Below are 21695 nucleotides of genomic sequence, written 5' to 3'. Positions count from 1 at the left end.
ACGACCACGGGCTCACCCGCCCTTCGCCGGGACGAGCTGGAGGTAGACGCCGGTGATCACCATGTTGATCAGGAACAGCAGCAGGAAGGTGATCACCACGGCCTGGTTCACCGCGTCCCCAACACCTTTCGGACCAGCCGAGGGATTCAGCCCGCGGTAGGCGGCCACGATGCCCGCGACGAAGCCGTAGAGGAACGCCTTGAACTCGCTGATCCACAGGTCGGAGAGCTGGGCCAGTGCGGAGAAGCTGGACAGGTAGGCGCCGGGGGTGCCGCCCTGCAGCACCACGTTGAAGAAGAACCCGCCGAGCACGCCGACCACGCTGACGACTCCGTTGAGCAGCACCGCGATCAGCATCGCGCCGAGCACCCTGGGCAGGATCAGCCGGTGCACCGGAGACACCCCGAGCACCTCCAGGGCGTCGATCTCCTCGCGGATGGTGCGGGCCCCGATGTCCGCGCACATCGCCGAACCTCCCGCTCCCGCAACGAGAAGCGCGGTGATCAGTGGGCTGGCCTGCTGGATGATGGCGAGGGCGCCCGCGGCGCCGGTGAAGGACTGGGCGCCGATCTGCTGGGTGAGCGAGCCGAGTTGCAGGGAGATAACCGCGCCGAAGGGGATCGCGACCAGCGCGGTGGGCAGGATCGTGACGCTGGCGAAGAACCAGGCTTGCCGGATCGACTCGGCGAGTGGGAACGGCCTGCGGGGCAGGCTGGCCAGCACTTCCCAGGACAGCAGGCTCATCCGCCCGACCTGGCGCAGTGCAGCCAGGCCGGGCCGGCCTTGCCGTGCGGGAGGAGCGGTCATCCGACCGACCCGAACGCGTGCGTCGCGGTGGCGCCGCCGTCCGCGGCGAACTCGCCGCCGGAGCAGTAGGAGCTTTCGTCGCTGGCCAGGAACAGCACCACGTTGGCCACCTCCTCGGGCTGGCCGATCCGCTTCATCGGCACCAATTTGCCCATGGCGGTGCGGTCCAGTTCGATGCCGCCCAGTGCCTCGCCGGCCATCTGGGTGTCCATCGCGCCGGGGTGCACCGAGTTCACCCGCACGCCCTGCGCGGCCAGTTCCAGCGCGGCCACCTTGGTCATGCCGCGGATGGCGAATTTGCTGGCGGTGTAGGCGGACAGGGTCGGCATCCCGGCCAGACCCTCCACAGAGGACACGTTGACGATGGAGCCGGCGCGGGCCTCGGTCATCACCGGGATCACCGCGCGCATGCCGAGGAAGCAGCCGATCTGGTTGACCCGGATCACCCGCTCGTAGTCGGCCAGGGTGGTCTGCGCCAGCGGCGCGAAGTGCAGCACCGCGGCGTTGTTGACCAGCACATCTAGGCGGCCCAGATCGCTGACGGTCTCGGCGACCACCCCGGCCCAGTCGTCCTCCGAACCGACGTCCAGGTGCCGGTAACGGGCCTGGGGTCCGAATTCCTCGGCGAGCCGGTGGCCGGTGTCGTCGGCGATATCGGCCAGCACCACCGTGGCTCCCTCGCGCACGAACCGGCGGGCCACCGCTTCGCCGAGTCCGCGGGCCGCACCGGTGACCAGGGCGACCTTGCCGTCCAGTCTCACATCAGCTCCTCGGTCAGCGGTAGCAGCACGGTTTTCAGTTCGGTGTATGCCTCATACGCGCTGCGCCCGCCCTCGCGGCCCAGCCCGGACTGCTTGAACCCGCCGAAGGGCAGGTGCGGTTCGACGGTGAATCCGTTGATGCCAATGGTTCCGGCGCGGAGTTTGCGGGCGACGCGGAAGGCGCGCTGGCTGTCCGCGGTGTAGATCCCGGCGCCCAGGCCGTACTCGGTGTCGTTGGCCAGCCGGATCGCCTCGTCCTCATCGGTGAACGGCACCACCACGAGCACCGGGCCGAAGATCTCTTCTTGCGCGATGGCCATGTTGTTGTCCACGTCGGCGAAGATGGTGGGCTGCACGAAGTGGCCGGTGCTGAGGTCACCCTCCACTTTGGACCCGCCGGTGACCAGCCGGGCGCCTTCCTCCTGACCCCGGTTGATGTAGCCGAGCACCCGCTCCAGCTGGCGTTCGTTGATCAGCGGGCTGGCCAGGGTGCCCGCGTCGAACGGGTCGCCGTAGGTGATCACGCCGGCCATCAGCTGCGCGGCGGCCAGGAACTCGTCGTAGACGTCGCGGTGCACCAGGGCCCGGCTGTGCGCCACGCAGGCCTGGCCGGACAGGCCCATGGTGACGGTGCCCATCGAGGTCATCCCGGCCAGGCCGATGTTCGGCGCGTCCGGGAACACCAGGCTGGGGCTCTTGCCGCCGAGTTCCAGGGAAACCCGTGTGAAGGTGCTAGCCGATGCCTCCACGATCCGTCTGCCGACCGCGCGGCTGCCGGTGAAGCTGATCTTGTCCACCGCGGGGTGGGTGATCAGTGCCTCGCCCACCGTGGCGCCGGGGCCGGTGACCACACTGACCACGCCGTCGGGCAACCCGGCCTCGGCCAGCAGTTCCACCATGCGCAGCACCGAGAACGTGGCGTACTCCGACGGTTTGACCACCACCGTGCATCCGGCGGCCAGCGCGGGCGCGAGTTTCTGCGCGAACAGCAGGAACGGCGCGTTCCAGGGCAGGATCGCGGCGACCACGCCCACCGGTTCGCGGAAGGTCATGGCCAGGTGATCACCGCCCTGGTACGGCGGCAGGGTGTCCCCGCCGAGCTTGTCGATCCAGCCGGCGTGGTGGTCGAAGACGTCCGCGGCCGCGCCCACCGAGGTGGTGTAGACCCCGCCGAAGGACAGCGGCACGCTGTTGTCCAGTGCCTGCAACGCTTGCAGCTCGGCGGTGTGCTCACGCAGCAGGTTGCTGTAGCGGTGCAAGGTACGGATGCGTTCCCCGGCACGGGCTCTGGGCCACGGACCCTCGTCGAAGGCGCGGCGGGCGGCGCGCACGGCTTCGTCCACATCGGACACGGTGGCCACCGCGAAGCCGCCGATCTCCTCGCCGGTGGCCGGATGCCGGTGCCGCCAGAGTTCGCCGTCGGCCGCCGCCCGCCACTTCCCGTCGACCAGCAGCAGACCCTCGGACAGGCCCGCGGTGTCCCGGTGCGGCAACACGGTGAGCGGCATGGCTACTCCTTCGCTGGCGGATCAGGGGCGGGCCTGCAACGCGTTCAGCTCGGTGCAGGCGAAGGTGCGCTCGGCCGGGCGGCCGGTGAAGTAGTCGCCGACGGTGGCGTCCAGCTCGGCCAGGGTCCAGGTGTCCCCGGTGCTGACGAACCGTTGTTCCACCGTGGGCGGGGCGAGCAGGGCGACCATGCCGCCGTGCACCACGAACACCTGGCCGTTGATGGACTCGGCGGCGGGCGCGGCGAGGTAGGCGACAAAGGGCGCGACGTGTTGTGGGTCAAGGGGATCCAGGCCTTCGGCGGGGGCCTCGCCGAAGACGTGCCGGGTCATGCCGGTGCGGGCCCGCGGGCAGATCGCGTTGGCGCGCACCCCGTAGTGCGCCAGGGCCCTGGCGGTGGACACGGTCAGCGCGGCGATGCCCGCCTTGGCCGCGGCGTAGTTGGCCTGGCCGGGCGAGCCGAGCAGGAAGGATTCCGAGGCGGTGTTCACGATCCGGCCGTACACCGGGCCGTCGGTGTACTTGGCCTGCTGCCGCCAGTACGCGCTGGCGTTGCGGGACACCAGGAAATGCCCGCGCAGGTGCACCCGGATCACCAGGTCCCAGTCCTCGTCGGAGAGGTTGAACAGCATCCGGTCGCGCAGCACGCCGGCGTTGTTGACCACCACGTGCAGGCCGCCGAACTCGGCCAGCGCGGCGGCCAGCAACGCGTCCGCGGTGGCCCGCTCGGCGATGTCCCCGGCCACCACGGTGACCGCGCCACCAGCAGCCTTGATCAGCTCGGCGGTCTCCTCGGCCGCGCCGGGCAGGTCGTTGAGCACCACACTGGCCCCGGCCGTAGCCAGTGCCAGCGCTTCCGCGCGCCCGAGTCCGGCGCCGGCGCCGGTCACCACGGCGACCTTGCCGGACAGGCTCAGCCCATCGTCCACAAGCGACACCCGCCTAGTCGAAGGTCACGATCTGCCGGATCACCTTGCCGCCGCGCAGGGTGTCCAGGCCGTCGTTGATCTCGGCCAGGGGCAGCCTGCGGCTGATCATGCCGTCCAGGTCGAGCTGCCCGGCCCGCCAGAAGTCGATCATCTTGGCCGAGTCGCGGCGGACGTCGGCCGAGCCGTAGAAGGAGCCCAGCAACCGTTTCTCGTGCAGGAAGAGTTCCTGGGCGGAGAAGCTGACCTGGGCCTCGGCCCGCCCGGCGCCGACCACCACCACGGTGCCGCCGCGGCGGGCGGAGTCCCAGGCGGAGCGGATGGTGGCGGGCAGGCCGACCACCTCGAACGCGTAGTCCGCGCCCTCGCCACCGGTCAGCTCGGGCAGCAGCGCGGGGAGTTCTTCGGGGGTGGCGGTGTGCGTGGCGCCGAACTTGAGCGCGGCCTCGTGCTTGTCCCGCACCGGGTCCACCGCGATGATCGTGCTCGCCCCGGCGATCCGCGCGCCCTGCAACGTGGACACGCCGACCCCGCCGCAGCCGATCACCACCACGGTCGAACCGGGTTGCACCGCGGCCGTGTTGAGCACCGCGCCCGCGCCGGTGAGCACGCCGCAGCCGATCAGCGCGGCGATCTCGAACGGCACGTCCGCGGGCACCTTGATCGCCGCGGGCTGCGGCACCACCAGCTCCTCGGCGAAGGTGCCGCAGCCGGCGAACCCGAACAGCGGCTGCTCGCCCTTGGTGAAGCGGGGTTTCATGAAGGACTCGATCGCGTACACCGCGCACAGGTGCGGCTGGCCACGCAGACAGGACTTGCAGCGCAGGCAGGGTGGCACGAAGGTGATCAGCACGTGGTCACCCACCGCCAGATCGGTGACCGCCGAGCCGATCTCCACCACCTCGCCCGCGCCCTCGTGGCCGAGCACACCCGGCGCCAGCGCGGGCAGGGTGCCGTCCATGGCGTGCAGATCGCTGTGGCAGATGCCGGAGGCGCGCACCGCCACCCGCACGTCGAAGGGACCGGGCGGGACCGTGGCCACATCGGTCCGCAGCTCCAGCCGGTCGTCGCCAACCTGGTTCAGCACGGCAGCCTTCACCGAATCCACTCCTCGATGAGTAGTGTGCCCTCGGATGGGGACCGACACTAGAATGTGTTCTCGATCTGAGCAAGGGCCAACTGAGTGGCACAGGTGTACCGGGGTGGAAGACTCAAGTACACGTTCCGGATTCGAAAGAACGTGTTCTAGTATTGACCCATGCGGATCGCCTTCACGCGGGAACAGCAGCAGTTGCGCGCGGACTTGCGGGCGTACTTCGCCGAGCTGATGACCCCGGAGCGGCGCGCGGCGCTGTACTCCGGCGGCGGCGGGGACTACGGCGACCGCGCCACCTATCTGGAGGTGGTGCGGCAGATGGGCCGGGACGGCTGGCTCGCGCTGGGCTGGCCGCGCGAGTACGGCGGTCAGGAACGCCCGCTGCTGGATCAACTGATCTTCACCGACGAGGCGGCCACCGCGGGCGCGCCGGTGCCGTTCCTGACCCTCAACAGCGTGGCCCCGACGATCATGCGCTTCGGCACGGACGAGCAGAAGTCCTTCTTCCTGCCCCGGATCGCCGCCGGTGAGCTGCACTTCGCCATCGGCTACTCCGAGCCGGAGGCGGGCACCGACCTGGCCTCGCTGCGCACCAGGGCGGTGCGCGAGGGGGACGAGTGGGTGATCAACGGGCAGAAGATGTGGACCAGCCTGATCCAGTACGCCGACTACGTGTGGCTGGCCTGCCGCACGGATCCGGAGGCGCCCAAGCACAAGGGTCTCAGCGTGCTGATCGTGCCCACCGACGCGCCCGGGTTCTCCTGGACGCCGGTGCGCACCATGGCCGGACCGGGCACCAGCGCCACCTACTACAGCGACATCCGGGTGCCCGCGGGGGCGTTGGTGGGTGAGGTGAACAAGGGCTGGCCGCTGATCACCAACCAGCTCAACCACGAACGCGTCGCGCTCACCTCGGCCGCGCCGATCCGCAACGCCCTGCAGGAGGTCCTGGACTGGGCGAAGGCGACCAAACTGCCCGACGGCACGCGCGTGGCCGACCAGGAGTGGGTGCAGATCCACCTGGCCAGGGTGCACGCGAAGGTGGAGTACCTGAAGCTGCTGAACTGGCGGATCGCCTGGGGCGCGGCGCACACCCCGACCCCGGCGGACGCCTCCGCCACCAAGGTCTACGGCACCGAACTGGCCACCGAGGCATACCGGCTGCTGATGGAGGTGCTCGGCCCCGCCGCCACCCTGCGCGCGGGCGCGCCAGGGGCCGCGCTGCACGGCAAGATCGAACGGCTGCACCGGTCCTGCCTGATCCTGACCTTCGGCGGCGGCACCAACGAGGTGCAACGCGACATCATCGCCGCCACCGCCCTCGGCCTCCCCATCCGCCGCTAACCCGCCCGTCGAGTTGGCCCAACTCGGCGTACCAGTTGGGCCAACGACCCGTACGACTTTGGCCAACTCGGCGTACGAGAACTGGAGAGATCGTGGACTTCAGCAGCAGCGAGGCGCAGGACGCACTGTCCACTTTGGCCGGTGAGATCCTGAGCGACCAGGTCACCCAGGAGCGGCTGCGGGCCGCCGAGTCCGCGCCGGACCGGTTCGACCGTCCACTGTGGAATATGCTTGGGGCGTCAGGGCTGCTCGGGGCCGGGATTCCGGAAGCGGTGGGCGGGTCCGGGTACGGCGTGCTGGAGCAGTGCTCGGTGCTGGTCGCGCTGGGCCGGGCGGTCGCGCCGGTGCCGTACCTGGCCTCCACCGTGCTCGCGGCCTCGGCCATCGCCGAGTTCGGCGGGTCGATCGCGCGCGACCGCTGGCTGCCGGGGGCCCTGGCCGGGGAGACGGTGCTGACCGCCGCCCTCACCGACGAGACCGCCAGCACCGCCGAACCCACCGGCGACGGCTGGCTGCTCACCGGCACCAAGACCGCGGTCCCCGCAGGCGGGATCGCCGCGGCCTTCCTGGTCCCCGCGGACACCCCCGACGGGCCGCGGGTGTTCCTGGTGACGCCGGCGGACCCGCGGGTGTCGGTGCGGCGGCAGGAGATCGTGGACGGGGCAGGCACCGCGCAGCTCGAACTCAGCGCCACTCCCCTGCCCGCGGACCGGGTCCTGGACCCCGCGGCGGTGGAGTTCCTGCACACCAGGGCCGTGCTCGGCTGGTGCGCACTACAGCTCGGCATCACCGAACGGGCCCTGGAACTGACCGCCGAGTACGCCCGCGAGCGGGTCCAGTTCGGCCGCCCGATCGGCCAGTTCCAGGCCGTGGCCCAGCGACTGGCCGACGCCTATGTGGACGTGCAGGGCATCCGGCTCACCCTGTGGCAGGCGGCCTGGCGGGTCAGCGAGGGCCTGCCCAGTTCGGAGGCCCTGGCCACGGCCAAGTTCTGGGCCGCCGACGCCGGGCACCGGGTGGCGCACACCGCGGTGCACGTGCACGGCGGCGTCGGCATCGACCTGGACCACCGGCTGCACCGCTATTTCGTGGCCGCCAAACACGCCGAGTTCGCCCTGGGCGGCGCCACCGCGCACCTGCGTGCGCTAGGCGCCGCCCTGGTCCACCGTCCCTAACTCCCGGCAGGCAGGCCGGTGCTGATCTCGGTGCGGTTGAGCGGGCGCAGGATCATGCCGTAGCTGTAATCGAGATCGGCCCGGACCTTGTACTTGGCCCGGATGTTGTTCGGGGTGTCGCCGACGCCACTGGCGGCGTAGGCGGCGCTGAGCGTGGTCCAGCCCGGATTCTTCTTCAGCTGGAACGGGTACTCGGCCCGGTCGGTGTCGTCGTAGCTGCTCACGCTGACGTCGTTGACCCCGCTGATCAGCAGCCCGCCGGTGCGCCCGTCAGTGAGCAGCGCCCACCGGGAGTCCGTCCGGTTGCCGTGATCCTGCGGCTTTCCGTACCCGCGCTGTTCAGCGTCCACTGTGGACTGCCACACGCCGATCGGGCTGCCCTCGCGCCGGTCGTTGTAGCTCTCGATCTGCCTTCCGTACCAGGCGAACCGCTGGAACTCCGCGGGCACGCCGAGGCTGAACCCGATCCGCGGCAGGTACGGCAGGGTGCGCATCCGGCCGGCCGGCCGCACCTCGTGGCCGAGCGAGATGGTGCCCGCACCGTCCACTGTGTACCGCACGGTCTGCCCGAAGGAAGCGTCGGCGACGTCGGGGGCGGCCACCGTGCTGCGCACCACCACCGCGTTGCCCTCCACCGCGACCGAGTCGACCTTGGTGCGCAGCCGGTCCAGTCCGGCGGCCCGCCACAGCGGCGCCTCGGCCTGGCCCCAGTCCACCGCCTCGTTGTCGATCGGCGCGCGCCAGGCGTTGAGCCGAGGGCCCTGCTTGAGCAGTTCGACCTCGCCGACCCGCATCGAGCTGAGCGTGCCGGTGCGCTTGTCCACCACATAGCGGAACCCGTTGCCCTGCACCACGACCTGGTTGAAGCCGTTCACGAGGACGGGTCGTCCGGTGGCCGGGGGCGGGGCGGCGCCGGGCACCACCTTGCCGCCCGCGCCGAACTGGTCGTGCGCAAACAGTTCGCCGCCGGGTCGCAGCACCCGCGCGGTGAGGAACCGCTCCCGGTCGGCGGGGTTGGCCACGGCCGGGATCGGCACGGTCATGGTCTGGCCGGGTTCGACCCGCAGCGGCTGCTCGCCCTGCCGGATGTCCTTGCCGCCCTCGGTGATCCGCCAGTGCAGCCGCACGCCCTCGATCGGCGCGAACCGCTGCTCGTTGCTGATCCGCAGGTTCCCGTCGGCGTAGGCGAAGCGCAGCGGCTGGTGCGCCCAGGCCAGTTGCGCGGTTTCCGGCTGGAGTCGCCGGTCCGCGTCCACCAGGCCGTCCGCGCCGGACTGGTGCGCGCCGAAGGAGTCGTACCGGCCCGCGTCCACGGTCCGGTCGAAGTCCAGCGCCAGCACCGCGGTGCCGCTCGGATCGGCGGCCAGCTCCTGCGCGCTCAGCGCCCGGTCGTACACCCGGGCGTCGTCGATCAGTCCGTGCGCCATCCGGCCGTTATGGTCCTCGTGCAGTTCGGAGTTGCGGCCGATGTTGACCTGCTCGGCAGTGTTGTTCACCGGGCCGGACCAGGCTTTCTGGCCGACCTCCTTGCCGTCGATGTAGAGGCGCAGCATGGCTCCGTCGTAGCTGCCGCTGACCCGGTGCCAGTTGCCGAAGAAGTCGGCGGGCACGGTGGCGTGCACGAACCGCCAATCACCTTGGGAGTACACGAAGAACTCCAGGGTGCGCTGGTCCTTCATCTTCAGCGCGAACTGGTGGTCGCCCTTGGCGATCACGGTGAAGTCGCCGCGCCACTGGGTGGCCGGTTTCACCCAGGCGTCCAGGGTGAGCGGCCCGGTGAGGTCGAGCTTGCGATCCCGGTAGACCTCGACGAAATCGTCCAGGCCGGACAGGCTGACCGCCTTGCCGCGCCTGCCGTCCACCAGTTCCGGCATCCCGTTGAGGTGCGCGGTGATCTTGTTGGGCGAGTGGTCCGGGGTGAGTTTCAGCGGCAGGCTCAGGTTCTGCTCGGCCCAGTCCCAGATGAATCCGCCCTGCAGCACCGGATTGGCCCGGATGACGTCCCAGAACTCGCGGAAGTTGCCGAGGCTGTTGCCCTGGGCGTGCGCGTATTCGCCCATGATGACCGGTTTTGTGCTGTCCCGGCCCTGTTTGGCGTGCTCGTCCGGGTGCGGGTATCGCGGTCCCCATACGTCCGCGTACGGTGCGTCGCCGTCGGGCCGGTTGGACTGGTGGTAGAGGGGACGGCCGGGCGCGTTCTTCTTGGCCCACTCGGCCATCTTGTAGTGGCCTGCGCCGAGCCCGGCCTCGTTGCCGGTGTCCCACATGAACACGCTGGGGTGGTTCTTGTCCCGCTGCACCATGGCCACGAACCGTTCCAGGAACGCGTCCTGCCATTCCGGCTTGTCCGCCAGGCAGTTGCTCGGGCAGTGCTCGCGGGAGTGGGTCTCGATGTCCACCTCGTCGTCGATCCACAGCCCGTGCTGGTCGGCCAGGTCGTAGAAGTGCGGATCGGACGGGTAATGCGAGGTGCGCACCGCGTTCACGTGCAGCTGCTTCATCAGCCGCACATCCTGGAGCTGCTTGTCCCGCGGCTGGTGCCTGCCGTGCCGGGCGTCGGTCTCGGCCCGGTTGACGCCCTTGAACAGCACCTGTTTGCCGTTGACCAGCAGCTGCTTGTCCTTGATGGACAGTTCGCGGAAGCCGATGGTCTCCCTGGTGGTGTGCACGGTTTTCCCGTCCGGGCCAACGAGTTCCAGCACCAGGGCGTGCAGGTTCGGGGTCTCGTCGGTCCACTTGGCCGGGTTGGTCAACGGGGTGCTCAGGGTGAGTTTGGCGGTCTCGCCGGTCAGCTCCGCCTCGCCGGTGGCGGTGGCGATCACCCGGCCGCCCGCCTCGTACACGGTCGCGTTGACCCGGTGTTTCCCGTTGCTGCCACCGGGTTTGCGGGCGAGTTCGATGGTGGCGTCCAGTCGCGCGTCCCGGTGGTTGTCGTCCAGATCGGTGTGCACGGTGAGATCGCGGAGGAAGCTGGCAGGGGTGGAGTAGAGCCACACCGAGCGGAAGATCCCGGCGAAGCGCCACTGGTCGACGTCCTCCAGGTAGGCCCCAGCGGCCCAGCGGTGCACCTGCACGGCCAGCCGGTTGGTGCCCGGCCGCAGCGCGTCGGTGATGTCGAACTCGGCCGGGGTGTAGCCGCCCTGGTCGTAGCCGACCCGTTTTCCGTTGACCCACACGAAATAGCTGGACGTGGTGCCCTCGAAGCGGAGCATGGTGCGGCGGTCGGCGAAGTCAGCGGGGACGGTGAAGTCCTTGGCGTAGGCCGCGGTCGGATTGATGTCCCTGGGCACCTTGGGCGGGGTGTCCGGCACGATCTCCTCGGCGATGTTGCGGAAGATCGGGTGGTCCAGACCGTCGGTCTGCCAGGTGTGCGGCACCCGCACGGTGCGCCAGCCGCGCACGTCGTAGTCGGCGGCGCTGAACCCGGCTGGCACCTTCTCCGGCAGCTCGGCCATCTGGATCTTCCAGTCACCGTCCAGGCTCTGCGTGAACGGCGTGCGTTCATCCCCGCGCAGCGCGGCGGCGTGATCGGTATAGGGCCGCAGTTCGGCGTGGTGCGGCTCCTGGCCCTCACCGGTGATCCGCGGATTCTCCAGGTAGGAGTACACGTCCAAGGCTGGTTGCGCCGTGCCGATCGGCAACTGCCCACCGGCCAGCAGAGCCGCTGACAACGTTGTCGCAAGCACGGCCCGATGTCTCACCCGCACGGTTCGATCCTCCCGATCGGCACCCGGTCCTCAGCGAGCCTGCGCGGCCGCCGGTGCGGGCTCAACCTCCGATCGGGGGGAACTTGCTGACCGGGTGTGGACTTTCAGCCAAGTTCGGCGAGCCTGCGCACGGTCTCCTGGTATTCGGCGACCAGTTCGGTCATGATCCGCGCGACCGGGCGGACCTGGTTCATCCGGCCGACGATCTGGCCGACCGGCATCGCCACCACCTCGGGGTCATCGGCGGCGGCGAGCCGCTGGTGCGCCTGGCTGACCAGGAGGTTCTGCAACGGCATCGGCAGTGGTTCGGGCGCGTCCGGCGCGGCCCAGGCTTCGGTCCAGCGGGTGCGCAGCAGCCGGGCGGGTTTGCCGGTGTAGATGCGGGAGCGCACGGTGTCGCTGGAGCGGGCCGCGAGGAGGGCGCGCTGGGTGGCCGAATTGGGGCCGCCGAGGGTGTATTCGGCGCTGGTGAGCCAGTAGGAACCCATCCAGACCCCTTGCGCGCCAAGGGCGATGGCCGCGGCGGCCTGGCGGCCGGAGCCGATGCCGCCCGCGGCGAGCACCGGGACCCGGGCGCCGACGGCGTCCACGATCTCGGGCAGCAGCACCATGGTGGCGATCTCCCCGGTGTGCCCGCCCGCCTCATAACCTTGGGAGACCACGATGTCCACCCCGCCGTAGACGTGCCGGACCGCGTGCTCGGCCCGGCCGGCCAGCGCGGCGACCAGGACGTCGTGCTGGTGCGCGCGGTCGATCACGTCGATGGGCGGCGGGCCGAGCGCGTTGGCGATCAACCGGATCGGATGCCCGAGGGCAACGTCCACATGGGACCGTGCGACTGAGTGCAGCCAGCCGAGCACACCGCCGGGTTCGGTCTCGGCGGTCTCCGGTACGCCGAGTTGGGCGAGGGTGCGGTGCACGAACTCCCGGTGTGCCAAGGGGATCAGCGCGTCCAAGTCGACCGCGGTGCCCTCTTTCGGCGCTGCCGCGGGCATGACGATGTCCACGCCGTAGGGTTTGCCGTCGGTGTTGGCGTCCATCCAGTCCAGAGCGGCGTCCAGGTCCTCGGCCCGGTTGTAGCGCACACAGCCGAGCACACCGAGTCCCCCGGCTCGGCTGATCGCGGCGGCGACCTGTTCGGACGGGGTGAACCCGAGCACCGGGTACTCGATGCCCAGGGTCTCACACAGCGACGTTCGCATCCCGGTGCTCCTCGACATAGCGTTGCGCCCAGCGGTAATCCGGTTTCCCGCTGGCGGTGCGGCCGATCTCGGTGACCAGCCACAGGCTGCGCGGCACCTTGTACCCGGCGATCAGGCCGCGGACATGCTCGTCCAGCGCGGCAAAGCTCGGTGTGGCACCGGGTCTGGGTTGCACCAGCGCGGCCACCCGGCGGCCGAGCCGGTCGTCCGGGATGCCGACCACGAGCGCGTCGAAGACGTCCGGATGCGATTTGAGCGCGCCTTCGACCTCCTCCGGGTAGACCTTCTCGCCCGCGGTGTTGATGCTGGTGTTTCCCCGGCCCAGCAAGGTGACCGTGCCGTCGGCCTCGACCCTGGCGTAGTCGCCGGGGATGGCGTAGCGGCGGCCGTCTATCTCGGTGAGCATGGTCGCGGTCTTGACCGGATCCTTGTAATAGCCCAACGGCACGTGCCCCGACCGCGCCAACCTGCCCACAACCCCTGGGGCCACTGGCTTTCCGTCCTCGCCGATCACCACGGTGTCCGCGTCCACCTTGACCCGGGGGCCGTCCTTGGGCTGCCCGTCGCGGCCGATCACGCCGATGCCGCTGAACCCGGTCTCGGAGGAGCCGATCGCGTCGGTGAGCATGATGTTGGGCAGCGCGGCGACGTACTGTTCCTTGACACTGGGCGAGAACAACGCCGCGCTGCTGGAGACCGCGTACAGCGAGGAGGCGTCGTAGCCGCCGCGGTGGTATGCCTCGATGAGCGGGCGGGCCATGGCGTCGCCGACGATGGTGAGCACGTTGACCCGGTGCCGCCCGATCGCCCGCCACACCTCGTCCGCGTCGAAGTGCGGCACCAGCACCACGGTGCCGCCGCCGAACAGGCTCTGGAAGGTGGCCCACTGCGCGGCGCCGTGGATGAGCGGGGCCACCGGCAGCCGGATCAGCGCGAAGTCCCTACCAGCGCGGCATTGGTGCCATTCGTCGGGCAGGCGGGCGCCGCTGAGGAAGTCGATGCCGCCGCCGAGCACCCGCCAGATGTCCTCGTGCCGCCACACCACGCCCTTGGGATGGCCGGTGGTGCCGCCGGTGTAGAGGATGTAGTGATCGTCGGGGCTGCGCTCGGCGAAATCGCGGTCCGGGGCGCCGTCGGCGAGCGCGTCCGGGTAGGCCACGCCGGTGAACTCCTGGCCAGACTCATCCGGGATGACCACGGTGTGCCGCAGCCCAGGGACCTGCGGCAGCACTTCGGCGACCACCTCGCTGTGCCGCTGCTCGTGGATCAGCGCGACCAGGTCGGCGTTGCTGAACAGGTACTGCAACTCGTTCTTGAGATAGCGGTAGTTGATGTTGATCGCGACCGCGCGCAGCTTGTACGCGGCGATCATCGCCTCCACCGCCTCGATGGAGTTACGCGAGTGCACCCCGATGTGCGAACCGGGTACGACCCCGTTTTTTCGCAGGTGGTGAGCGAGTCTGTTCGATCGCTCCTCCAGCTCCGCGTAGCTGACCTGACGGCCACCGCAGATCACGGCGACGCGCTCGGGCACGAGATCGACGGCATGTTCGACGAGATCCGCGATGTTGACGGCCACGCTTCGAAAGTAGAACGTGTTATCGTTATCCGGCAATAGCCCATGGAGAGGAGAACGACTCCATGCCCGCTGACGCTCCGCATTGCCTGGTGGAACAACGAGACGCCGTGCTCGTGGTGACGCTGAACCGCCCGGAGGCCCGCAACGCCCTGTCCGGCCCGATGCTGTCGATCATGCGCGAGGCCTGGGACGAGGTGGACAACAACCCCGCCATCCGGGCCTGCGTGCTCACCGGCGCGGGCGGCGCCTTCTGCGCCGGCGCGGACCTCAAGGCGATGACCCAGTCCCACCCGAGCGAGCAGTTCCGCGCGGGCTTCGACCTGGCGGTGATCCCCGCGCTGCTGAAAGGCCGCCGACTCGGCAAACCCTTGCTGGCCGCCGTGGAAGGTCCGGCGATCGCGGGTGGCACCGAGATCCTGCAGGCGACCGATATCCGGGTGGCCGGGGAGAGCGCGCGGTTCGGCGTGTCCGAGGCGCGGTGGGGTTTGTTCCCGTTGGGGGGCAGCGCGGTCCGGCTACCGCGGCAGATCCCGTACACCCTGGCCGCGGACCTGTTGCTGACCGGCAGGCACATCACCGCGGCCGAGGCCAAGGAGATCGGCCTGATCGGTCACGTGGTCCCCGACGGCCAGGCCCTGGACAAGGCCCTGGAACTGGCGAAGCTGATCGCGGCCAACGGACCCCTTGCGGTGCAGGCGATCCTGCGCACGATCCGGGACACCGAGGCACTGCCCGAGGACGAGGCGTTCCAGCTGGAGGCCAAACTGGGCGCCGCGGTCTTCGCCAGCGCGGACGCCAAGGAAGGCCCCCGCGCCTTCAAGGAAAAACGCCCACCCCAGTTCCGCGGCGAGTAACCCACCCCACCAGCTCCACCGCTCCCCCGCACCACTTGGGCCAACCGGTACGCCCACTTGGGCAAAACCGGCGTACCAGTTGGCCCAACTCGCCGGAAGACCGGCACGCCAGGGCGAATTCGCCACCAGAGCCGTCCCACAACGCCCAACCCGGTGTCCCACAACGGCCAACCCGGCGTACAACTTCGGCCAACTCGCCGTCCATTTCGGCCAACACGCGGGTCACCCTCCGGGCCCGGCGTGTTGGCCGTTGTGGGCGGTGAGTTGGCCGTTGTGGACGGTGAGTTGGCCGTTGTGGACGGGGTGTTGGCCGGAGTGGGCGGTGGGTTGGCTGTTGTGGGTCAGTACACGCCAGCGGCGAGTTTGCGGTGGTCCCAGCTGGCGATGCGGCTGCGGTGGAAGGTGATCGCGACTCGTTTCACCGCCTGCCGGGCGATGTGTTCCTGCGCGGCCTCGTCCACCGGGCCGCCGCCGTAGCGGGTGAGGATCGCCGTCCCCACCCGCAGCACGGCCGCCGGGTCGGTCTCCACCTGCGCGGTGCCCTCCATGGACACCCCGCGCAGCTTCTCGTAACTGTCCCCGGCCTCCACCAGGCAGCTCAGCCGCGGGTCCCGGCGCAGGTTGAGCACCTTCTGCGAGGAGGCGTAGGTCCAGAACACGATCTCCCCGTCCAGCAGGGCGAACCACATCGGCACCACGTGCGGGTGGCCGGTCGGGCCGAGGCTGGCCACCACCAGCGTGCGGTGCTCGGCGAGGAAATCCTCCACCTCGGCCGGGGACATGGTGATCTGGTCGCGGCGACTCATGCTGCTCCCTCTCAGATGTTGCGTGCGCTGCCCGCCCAGTACGGTTCGCGCAGCCTGCGCTTGTACAGCTTGCCGTTGGGATCCCTGGGCAGCGAGTCGAGGTAGTCGATGCTGCGCGGCAGTTTGAACCGGGCCAGCCGGGTGCCGGCGTAGGCGAGCAGCTCCTCGGTGAGCGCGGCGTCCGCGACCACCCCGTCGGCGGGCTGCACCACCGCCTTGACCTCCTCGCCCCAGTCCGGGTGCGGGATGCCGAACACCGCCACATCGGCCACCTTCGGGTGCACCGCCAGTTCGCCCTCGATCTCGGCCGGGTAGATGTTCACCCCACCGGAGATGATCATGTCGTTGCGCCGGTCGCACAGGAACAGGTAGCCGTCGGCGTCCAGGTAGCCGATGTCGCCCATGGTGAACAGCTCGCCGACCCGGTTGGCCTTCGTCTTCTCCGGATCGCCGTGGTACTGGAACGTGGTCACCGCCCCGGCCTGCAGATACACCAATCCGGGCTCGCCTACCGGACGGTCGGTACCTTCCTCGTCAAGCACCCTGACCTGCGAACCCGGCCAGGGCAGGCCGACCGAACCGGGCTTGGCCAGCCACTGGGCGGAGTCGATCACCGCGCCGCCGCCCTCGGTGGCCGCGTAGTACTCCATGATCACCGGCCCCAGCCACTCGATCATCCGGCGCTTGGTCTCCGGCGGGCAGGGCGCGGCCCCGTGCACGATCTTGCGCAGCGAGGACAGGTCGTAGCGCGCCCGGGTCTCCGCCGGCAGCGTGAGCAGGCGGTTGAACTGGGTGGGCACCACGTGGCTGTGCGTGATCCCGTGCCGTTCGATCAGCCGCAGCGACTCCTCGGCGTCCCAGCCGTCCATCAGCACCACCGGATGCCCGTAGAGCACCGAGACGACGCCGAAACTGAGCACCGCGGCGTGGTAGAGCGGCGAACCGCACAGGTGCACGTGCCCGTCGTGCGGCTTGAGGTCGAACAGGGCGAAGAACAGCCGGTTGCGGGCCGGGATCTCGTCCACCGGCTCCCCGGTGAGCGGCCGGCGCACGCCTTTCGGACGGCCGGTGGTGCCGGAGGTGTACAGCATCGGCGAACCCAGCACCCGACCGTCCGGTCGGTAGGGAGGTTCATTTTCACCCAGTTCGGTCAGCGGCCGGAACCCGTCGATCTCGCCGACCGCGAACCGCGCTTGTTCGGGCACCGCGGCGCCGTCCACCGCGGCCTGGGCGGACTCGGTGAAGCGTTCGTGCGCGACGAAGGCCTTGGCCCCGCTGTCCCCGATGATGTAGTTGATCTCGGGGCCGACCAGGTGCCAGTTCACCGGCACGAAGTACAGCCCGGTCTGCAGGGCGGCGAAGAACACCGCGAGCAGGTCGGCGGAGTTGGGCAGCAGCGCGACCACGGTGTCCTCCGGCCGCAGGCCCAGCGCCTGCAAGCCCCGGCCGTAGCGGTCGGCCCGCCGGACCAGTTCGCCGTAGCTCACCTCGGTCCCGTCCGGTTCGACCACCGCGATCCGGTCCGGGTACGCCTGCGCGATCTGCCACAGTCCGGTCGGCTCGCTCATACCGCCACCTCGCTCTCGCTCGACGCCACGGCCGCGCCGGCCGCGCGCACCGCCACAGCCGTACCTACCGCGCGTACCGCCGCGGCGTCCTGACAGCCGACGACCAGCATGCTCACCCCGGCCGCCGCCCATCGCCGCACTTCCGCGCGCACCCGCTCCGGCCCGCCGATGATGGTCACCTCGGACACCATCTCATCGGGCACCGCCCGCGCGGCGTCCTCCTTTCGACCGGCCCCGAACAGCCGCGTCACCTCGGCCACCACCTCGCCGTATCCCATCCTGGTGAACACGTCGGCGTGGAAGTTCATCGACGGCGCGCCCATGCCGCCGAGGTAGAGCGCGTAGGTCGGTTTGAGCCGGGCGAGTTCGGCGGCCGGGTCCTCGGTGACCACCACCGGCACGCTCACCGCGATCTCGAAGTCCGCGGCACCGCGCCGCGCGCCGGGCCGGGCGAAGCCCTCCTCCAGGTACTCGCGGTACATCCCGGCCAGCCGCGGCGTGTAGTAGATGGCCAGCCAGCCGTCGGCGATCTCCGCGGTCTGCGCGATGTTCGCCGGACCTTCCGCGCCGAGCCAGATCGGCAGGTCGGCGCGCAGCGGGTGGGTGATCGGCTTGAGCGGGCGGCCCAGGCCGAGTGCGCCGGAACCGGTGTAGGGCAACGGGTAGTGCGGCCCGTCGTTGCGCACCGGGGCTTCCCTGGCGAGCACCTGGCGGATGATCGAGACGTACTCCCTGGTGCGGGCCAGGGGTTTGCGGAAGGGCTGCCCGTACCAGCCCTCCACCACCTGCGGTCCGGACACGCCGAGGCCGAGGATGGCCCGGCCGCCGGAGAGGTGGTCCAGGGTGAGGGCGTGCATGGCGCAGGCGGCCGGGCTGCGCGCGGAGAGCTGGGCCACCGAGGTGCCCAGCCGGATCCGTTCGGTGCGCGAGCCCCACCAGGCCAGTGGGGTGAAGGCGTCCGAGCCCCAGGACTCGGCGGCGAAGACCGCGTCGAACCCGGCCCGCTCCGCCTCGGTAACGAGTTCCAGGGTGTCCGCCGGTGGTCCCGCACCCCAGTAGCCGAGCTGCAACCCAAGCCGCATAGCGCACAACCATCCTTCCGGGGTCTGCCTACGCCTACCATCTTGCCGCAAAAACGAGAACGTGTTTCACTCATTTTGTGACCGTGAGCCACGAGCCGCTCAGCGCTGAGCTTCGGGTGGAGTTCGCCTACACCCGCTCGCTCGGGCCGACGCTCGGCGCCTTCCTGACCGCCCTGCGCGAGCACCGCGTGCTGGGTGTCCGCGGCGCGGACGGACGGGTGCACGTGCCGCCCGCCGAATACGACCCGGTGACCGCGCAACCACTCACCGAACTGGTCGAAGTGGGCAGCGCCGGGACCGTGCTGAGCTGGACCTGGCAGCCGGAACCCCTTGCCGGACAACCACTGGCGCGACCGTTCGCGTGGGCGTTGATCAGACTGGACGGCGCGGACACCGCCCTGCTGCACGCGGTGGACGCACCCGGCCCCGGCGCGATGTCGATCGGTCTGCGGGTCCGCGCCCGCTGGGCGGCAGAACCGGTCGGCGCGATCACCGACCTGGCCTGCTTCGAACTGCTGGACTCCCCCACCCCGGAACCGCCAGTGCAATCCTTCGCCGAACCGGTGCGCGGCACGGTCAGCCCGGTCGACCTACGCTACCGGCACAGCGCCTCGGCCGCGGAAAGCGAATTCCTGCGCGGCGTGGAGCAGGGCAGGCTGACCGGCCAGCGCTGCTCGGTGTGCACGCAGGTCTACATCCCACCGCGCGGCGCCTGCCCCACCGACGGCGTGCCGCTGACCGACTGGGTCGAACTGGCCGAGGAGGGCACGGTGACCAGTTTCTGCGTGGTCAACGTGCCGTTCCTGGGCCAGCGCATCCAGCCGCCGTACGTGGCCGCCTCGGTGTTGCTGGACGGCGCGGACATCCCGTTCCAGCACCTGGTGCTGGGCATCGCGCCCGAGCAGGTCCGGATGGGCCTGCGGGTGCGCGCGGTGTGGCGGCCCCGCGAGCAGTGGGGCCACACCCTGGAGAACATCGACCACTTCACCCCGACCGGCGCGCCCGATGCCCCGTTCGACAGCTTCGCCCGCCACCTGTAGCCCACCACCAGCAGAGGAGCCGGCCGTGCCGGAGGTCGCCGTCGTCGGATTCGCCCAGTCCCCGGCCGTGCGCCGGACTTCGGCGTCCGGCAACGGGGTCGAACTGCTCGTGCCGCTGTTCCAGCAGGTCTACGCGGACACCGGACTGTCCAAAGAGGACATCGAGTTCTGGTGTTCCGGCTCCTCGGACTACCTGGCCGGGCGGGCGTTCTCCTTCGTCTCCGCGGTGGACGCGATCGGCGCGTTCCCGCCGATCAGCGAATCGCACGTGGAGATGGACGCGGCCTGGGCGCTCTACGAAGCCTGGGTGCGGCTCAAGCTCGGTGAGGTGGACGTCGCGCTGGTGTACGGGTTCGGCAAGTCCTCGGCCGGTGAACTGCGCCGGGTGCTTGCCCTGCAACTGGACCCGTACCTGATGACCCCGCTGTGGCCGGACTCGGTGAGCATCGCCGGGTTGCAGGCCCGCCTGGGCATGGCCCAGGGCCGGTGGAGTGAACGCGCGATGGCCGAGGTCGCCGCCCGCTCCCGGGCCGACGCCCGCGACAACCCGGATGCCCAACTCGCCGGCACGCCAACGATTGAGGAACTCCTGGACCAGCCCTACCTGGCGGATCCGTTGCGCGCGCACGACTGCGCGCCGATCAGCGACGGCGCGGCGGTGGTGGTCCTGGCCGCCGGGGACCGGGCCCTCGACCTGTGCCCGCGACCGGCGTGGATCACCGGTCTCGAGCACCGGATCGACAGCGGCCAGCTCGGCGCCCGCGACCTCACCGCCGTCCCCTCCGCGGTCGCCGCGGCCCAGGCGGCGGGCAGCGACGGAGTGCAGGTGGCCGAGTTGCACGCGCCGTTCACCCACCAGGAAATCCTGCTCCGCCAGCAACTCGGGCTCGACGAGGCTCGGATCAACCCCTCCGGCGGTGTGCTCGCGGGCAACCCGATGTTCGCCGCCGGACTGGCCAGGATCGGTTTGGCCGCACGGCATATCCACTCGGGTGCGGCGGACCGGGTGCTGGCGCACGCCACCAGTGGCCCGTGCCTGCAACAAAACCTGGTGTGTGTCCTGGGGGGCGAGGACTGATGGCCCAGCTCGCGGCCGTGCTCGGCACCGGCCAGACCCACCACGCGGCCAAACGCCTGGACGTCTCCATGGCCGGACTCTGCCGCGAGGCCGTGGACCGGGCCCTGGCCGACGCCGGCGTCGAACTCGCCGACATCGACGCGATCGTGCTCGGCAAGGCGCCAGACCTGTTCGAGGGCGTCATGATGCCCGAACTGCACCTGGCCGACGCCCTGGGCGCCACCGGAAAACCGTTGCTGCGGGTGCACACCGCCGGTTCGGTCGGCGGCTCCACCGCGGTGGTCGCGGCCAGCCTGGTGCAGGCCGGGATCCACCGCCGCGTGCTGGCCGTGGCCTTCGAGAAGCAGTCCGAGTCCAACGCGATGTGGGCGCTGTCCGTGCCCACCCCGTTCATCATGCCGGTGCACGCCGGCGCGGGCGGCTACTTCGCACCCCATGTGCGCGCCTACATCCGGCGCGCGGCGGCGCCCGAGCACATCGGCGCGCTGGTCGCGGTCAAGGACCGCCGCAACGGCGCGCTGAACCCGCACGCACACCTGCGGCAACCGGACATCACCCTGGAATCGGTGCAGGCATCGCCGATGCTGTGGGACCCGATCCGCTACGACGAGACCTGCCCCTCCTCCGATGGGGCCGCCGCGATCGTGCTCGGCGACGAGACCGCGGCGCGCGCCGCACCCGGCAACGTGGCCTGGGTGCATGCCACCGCGATGCGCACCGAACCGACCAGCTTCGCCGGCCGGGACCAGGTCAACCCGCGCGCCGGACAGGAAGCGGCGGCGGCGTTGTGGCGGCAGGCCGGGATCACCGATCCGCTGCGGCAGATCGACGTGGCCGAGATCTACGTGCCGTTCTCCTGGTTCGAGCCGATGTGGCTGGAAAACCTCGGTTTCGCCGAAGCCGGTCAGGGCTGGAAGCTCACCGAAGCGGGCGAGACCGAACTCACCGGTCGCCTGCCGGTGAACCCCTCCGGTGGCGTGCTGTCCACCAATCCCATTGGCGCATCAGGGTTGCTGCGCTTCGCCGAGGCCGCCCGGCAGGTGCAGGGCCGCGCGGGCGCACATCAGGTCGACGGGGCGCGCACCGCGATGGGGCACGCCTACGGCGGTGGATCGCAGTTCTTCGCACTGTGGGTGGTGGGATCGGACAGACCGGGAGACTGAC

Annotated in this window: 17 protein-coding genes; 6 read left to right on the top strand and 11 right to left on the bottom strand. The window is 70.4% G+C overall.

Annotated features, from left to right (window positions below):
• Positions 1-12: 12 nt before the first annotated feature.
• Genes MZC64_RS29460 through MZC64_RS29440 form a run of 5 tightly spaced genes read right to left on the bottom strand, consistent with a single transcriptional unit; the run spans position 13 to position 5099 of the window.
• Positions 13-807: an ABC transporter permease gene (locus tag MZC64_RS29460; RefSeq protein ID WP_247762449.1), complete on the bottom strand. Its 795-nt coding sequence runs from the start codon at positions 805-807 to the stop codon at positions 13-15.
• Entirely contained in the window at positions 804-1568 is a 765-nt protein-coding gene (locus tag MZC64_RS29455; RefSeq protein WP_247762448.1) for a glucose 1-dehydrogenase, read from the bottom strand. The genes MZC64_RS29460 and MZC64_RS29455 overlap by 4 nt, the downstream gene beginning before the upstream one ends.
• Positions 1565-3076 (bottom strand): aldehyde dehydrogenase, encoded by a 1512-nt coding sequence (locus tag MZC64_RS29450; protein ID WP_247762447.1) that lies wholly within the window; start codon positions 3074-3076, stop codon positions 1565-1567. The genes MZC64_RS29455 and MZC64_RS29450 overlap by 4 nt, the downstream gene beginning before the upstream one ends.
• 21 nt (positions 3077-3097) lie before the next feature.
• Positions 3098-3991 (bottom strand): 3-oxoacyl-ACP reductase, encoded by an 894-nt coding sequence (locus MZC64_RS29445; protein WP_247762829.1) that lies wholly within the window; start codon positions 3989-3991, stop codon positions 3098-3100.
• A 25-nt stretch (positions 3992-4016) separates the two neighbouring features.
• Positions 4017-5099 (bottom strand): Zn-dependent alcohol dehydrogenase, encoded by a 1083-nt coding sequence (locus MZC64_RS29440; protein ID WP_247762446.1) that lies wholly within the window; start codon positions 5097-5099, stop codon positions 4017-4019.
• A gap of 159 nt (positions 5100-5258) precedes the next feature.
• Between MZC64_RS29440 and MZC64_RS29435 the strand changes: the two genes are divergently transcribed.
• Both MZC64_RS29435 and MZC64_RS29430 read left to right on the top strand, forming a co-directional pair.
• Positions 5259-6440 (top strand): acyl-CoA dehydrogenase family protein, encoded by a 1182-nt coding sequence (locus tag MZC64_RS29435; RefSeq protein ID WP_247762444.1) that lies wholly within the window; start codon positions 5259-5261, stop codon positions 6438-6440.
• Positions 6441-6532: 92 nt separating this feature from the next.
• Entirely contained in the window at positions 6533-7615 is a 1083-nt protein-coding gene (locus MZC64_RS29430; RefSeq protein ID WP_247762442.1) for an acyl-CoA dehydrogenase family protein, read from the top strand.
• Here MZC64_RS29430 and MZC64_RS29425 read toward each other — a convergent pair.
• From MZC64_RS29425 to MZC64_RS29415, 3 genes are all read right to left on the bottom strand, one after another.
• Complete coding sequence (locus tag MZC64_RS29425; RefSeq protein ID WP_247762441.1) at positions 7612-11322, bottom strand: glycoside hydrolase family 2 TIM barrel-domain containing protein; 3711 nt, start codon at positions 11320-11322, stop codon at positions 7612-7614. The two genes, MZC64_RS29430 and MZC64_RS29425, sit on opposite strands and share 4 nt — an antisense overlap.
• A 104-nt stretch (positions 11323-11426) precedes the next feature.
• Positions 11427-12524, bottom strand: coding sequence for a nitronate monooxygenase family protein (locus MZC64_RS29420; RefSeq protein ID WP_247762439.1), 1098 nt, complete (start codon positions 12522-12524; stop codon positions 11427-11429).
• Positions 12505-14103, bottom strand: a complete 1599-nt coding sequence (locus MZC64_RS29415; protein WP_247762437.1) for an acyl-CoA synthetase — start codon at positions 14101-14103, stop codon at positions 12505-12507. The genes MZC64_RS29420 and MZC64_RS29415 overlap by 20 nt, the downstream gene beginning before the upstream one ends.
• A 62-nt stretch (positions 14104-14165) precedes the next feature.
• Here MZC64_RS29415 and MZC64_RS29410 point away from each other — a divergent pair, with 62 nt between their 5' ends.
• Entirely contained in the window at positions 14166-14957 is a 792-nt protein-coding gene (locus MZC64_RS29410) for a crotonase/enoyl-CoA hydratase family protein (protein WP_247762435.1), read from the top strand.
• 341 nt (positions 14958-15298) lie between these two features.
• Here MZC64_RS29410 and MZC64_RS29405 read toward each other — a convergent pair whose 3' ends face one another.
• From MZC64_RS29405 to MZC64_RS29395, 3 genes are read right to left on the bottom strand one after another with little or no spacing between them, the layout of a single operon-like run.
• Entirely contained in the window at positions 15299-15763 is a 465-nt protein-coding gene (locus MZC64_RS29405; RefSeq protein WP_247762434.1) for a pyridoxamine 5'-phosphate oxidase family protein, read from the bottom strand.
• Positions 15764-15774: 11 nt separating this feature from the next.
• Positions 15775-17331, bottom strand: coding sequence for an acyl-CoA synthetase (locus MZC64_RS29400; protein ID WP_247762432.1), 1557 nt, complete (start codon positions 17329-17331; stop codon positions 15775-15777).
• The gene (locus MZC64_RS29395) at positions 17328-18413 is read right to left on the bottom strand and encodes an LLM class F420-dependent oxidoreductase (protein ID WP_247762431.1); all 1086 of its coding nucleotides are present in this window, start codon (positions 18411-18413) and stop codon (positions 17328-17330) included. Before MZC64_RS29395 ends, MZC64_RS29400 begins: the two co-directional genes overlap by 4 nt.
• Positions 18414-18496: 83 nt before the next feature.
• Here MZC64_RS29395 and MZC64_RS29390 point away from each other — a divergent pair, with 83 nt between their 5' ends.
• The 3 genes from MZC64_RS29390 to MZC64_RS29380 are packed head-to-tail and all read left to right on the top strand — an operon-like array spanning position 18497 to position 21694.
• Positions 18497-19453: an OB-fold nucleic acid binding domain-containing protein gene (locus tag MZC64_RS29390; protein ID WP_247762430.1), complete on the top strand. Its 957-nt coding sequence runs from the start codon at positions 18497-18499 to the stop codon at positions 19451-19453.
• A 25-nt stretch (positions 19454-19478) separates the two neighbouring features.
• Positions 19479-20531 (top strand): thiolase domain-containing protein, encoded by a 1053-nt coding sequence (locus tag MZC64_RS29385; protein WP_247762428.1) that lies wholly within the window; start codon positions 19479-19481, stop codon positions 20529-20531.
• Positions 20531-21694: a thiolase domain-containing protein gene (locus tag MZC64_RS29380; protein ID WP_247762426.1), complete on the top strand. Its 1164-nt coding sequence runs from the start codon at positions 20531-20533 to the stop codon at positions 21692-21694. The genes MZC64_RS29385 and MZC64_RS29380 overlap by 1 nt, the downstream gene beginning before the upstream one ends.
• Position 21695: the final 1 nt, after the last annotated feature.

The sequence above is a fragment of the Crossiella sp. S99.2 genome, assembly GCF_023094165.1.
In the GTDB taxonomy this organism is placed as follows: Bacteria; Actinomycetota; Actinomycetes; order Mycobacteriales; family Pseudonocardiaceae; genus Crossiella.
Note: the sequence above shows the minus strand (reverse complement) of the source record. Positions and strands in the feature narration are given on the sequence as shown.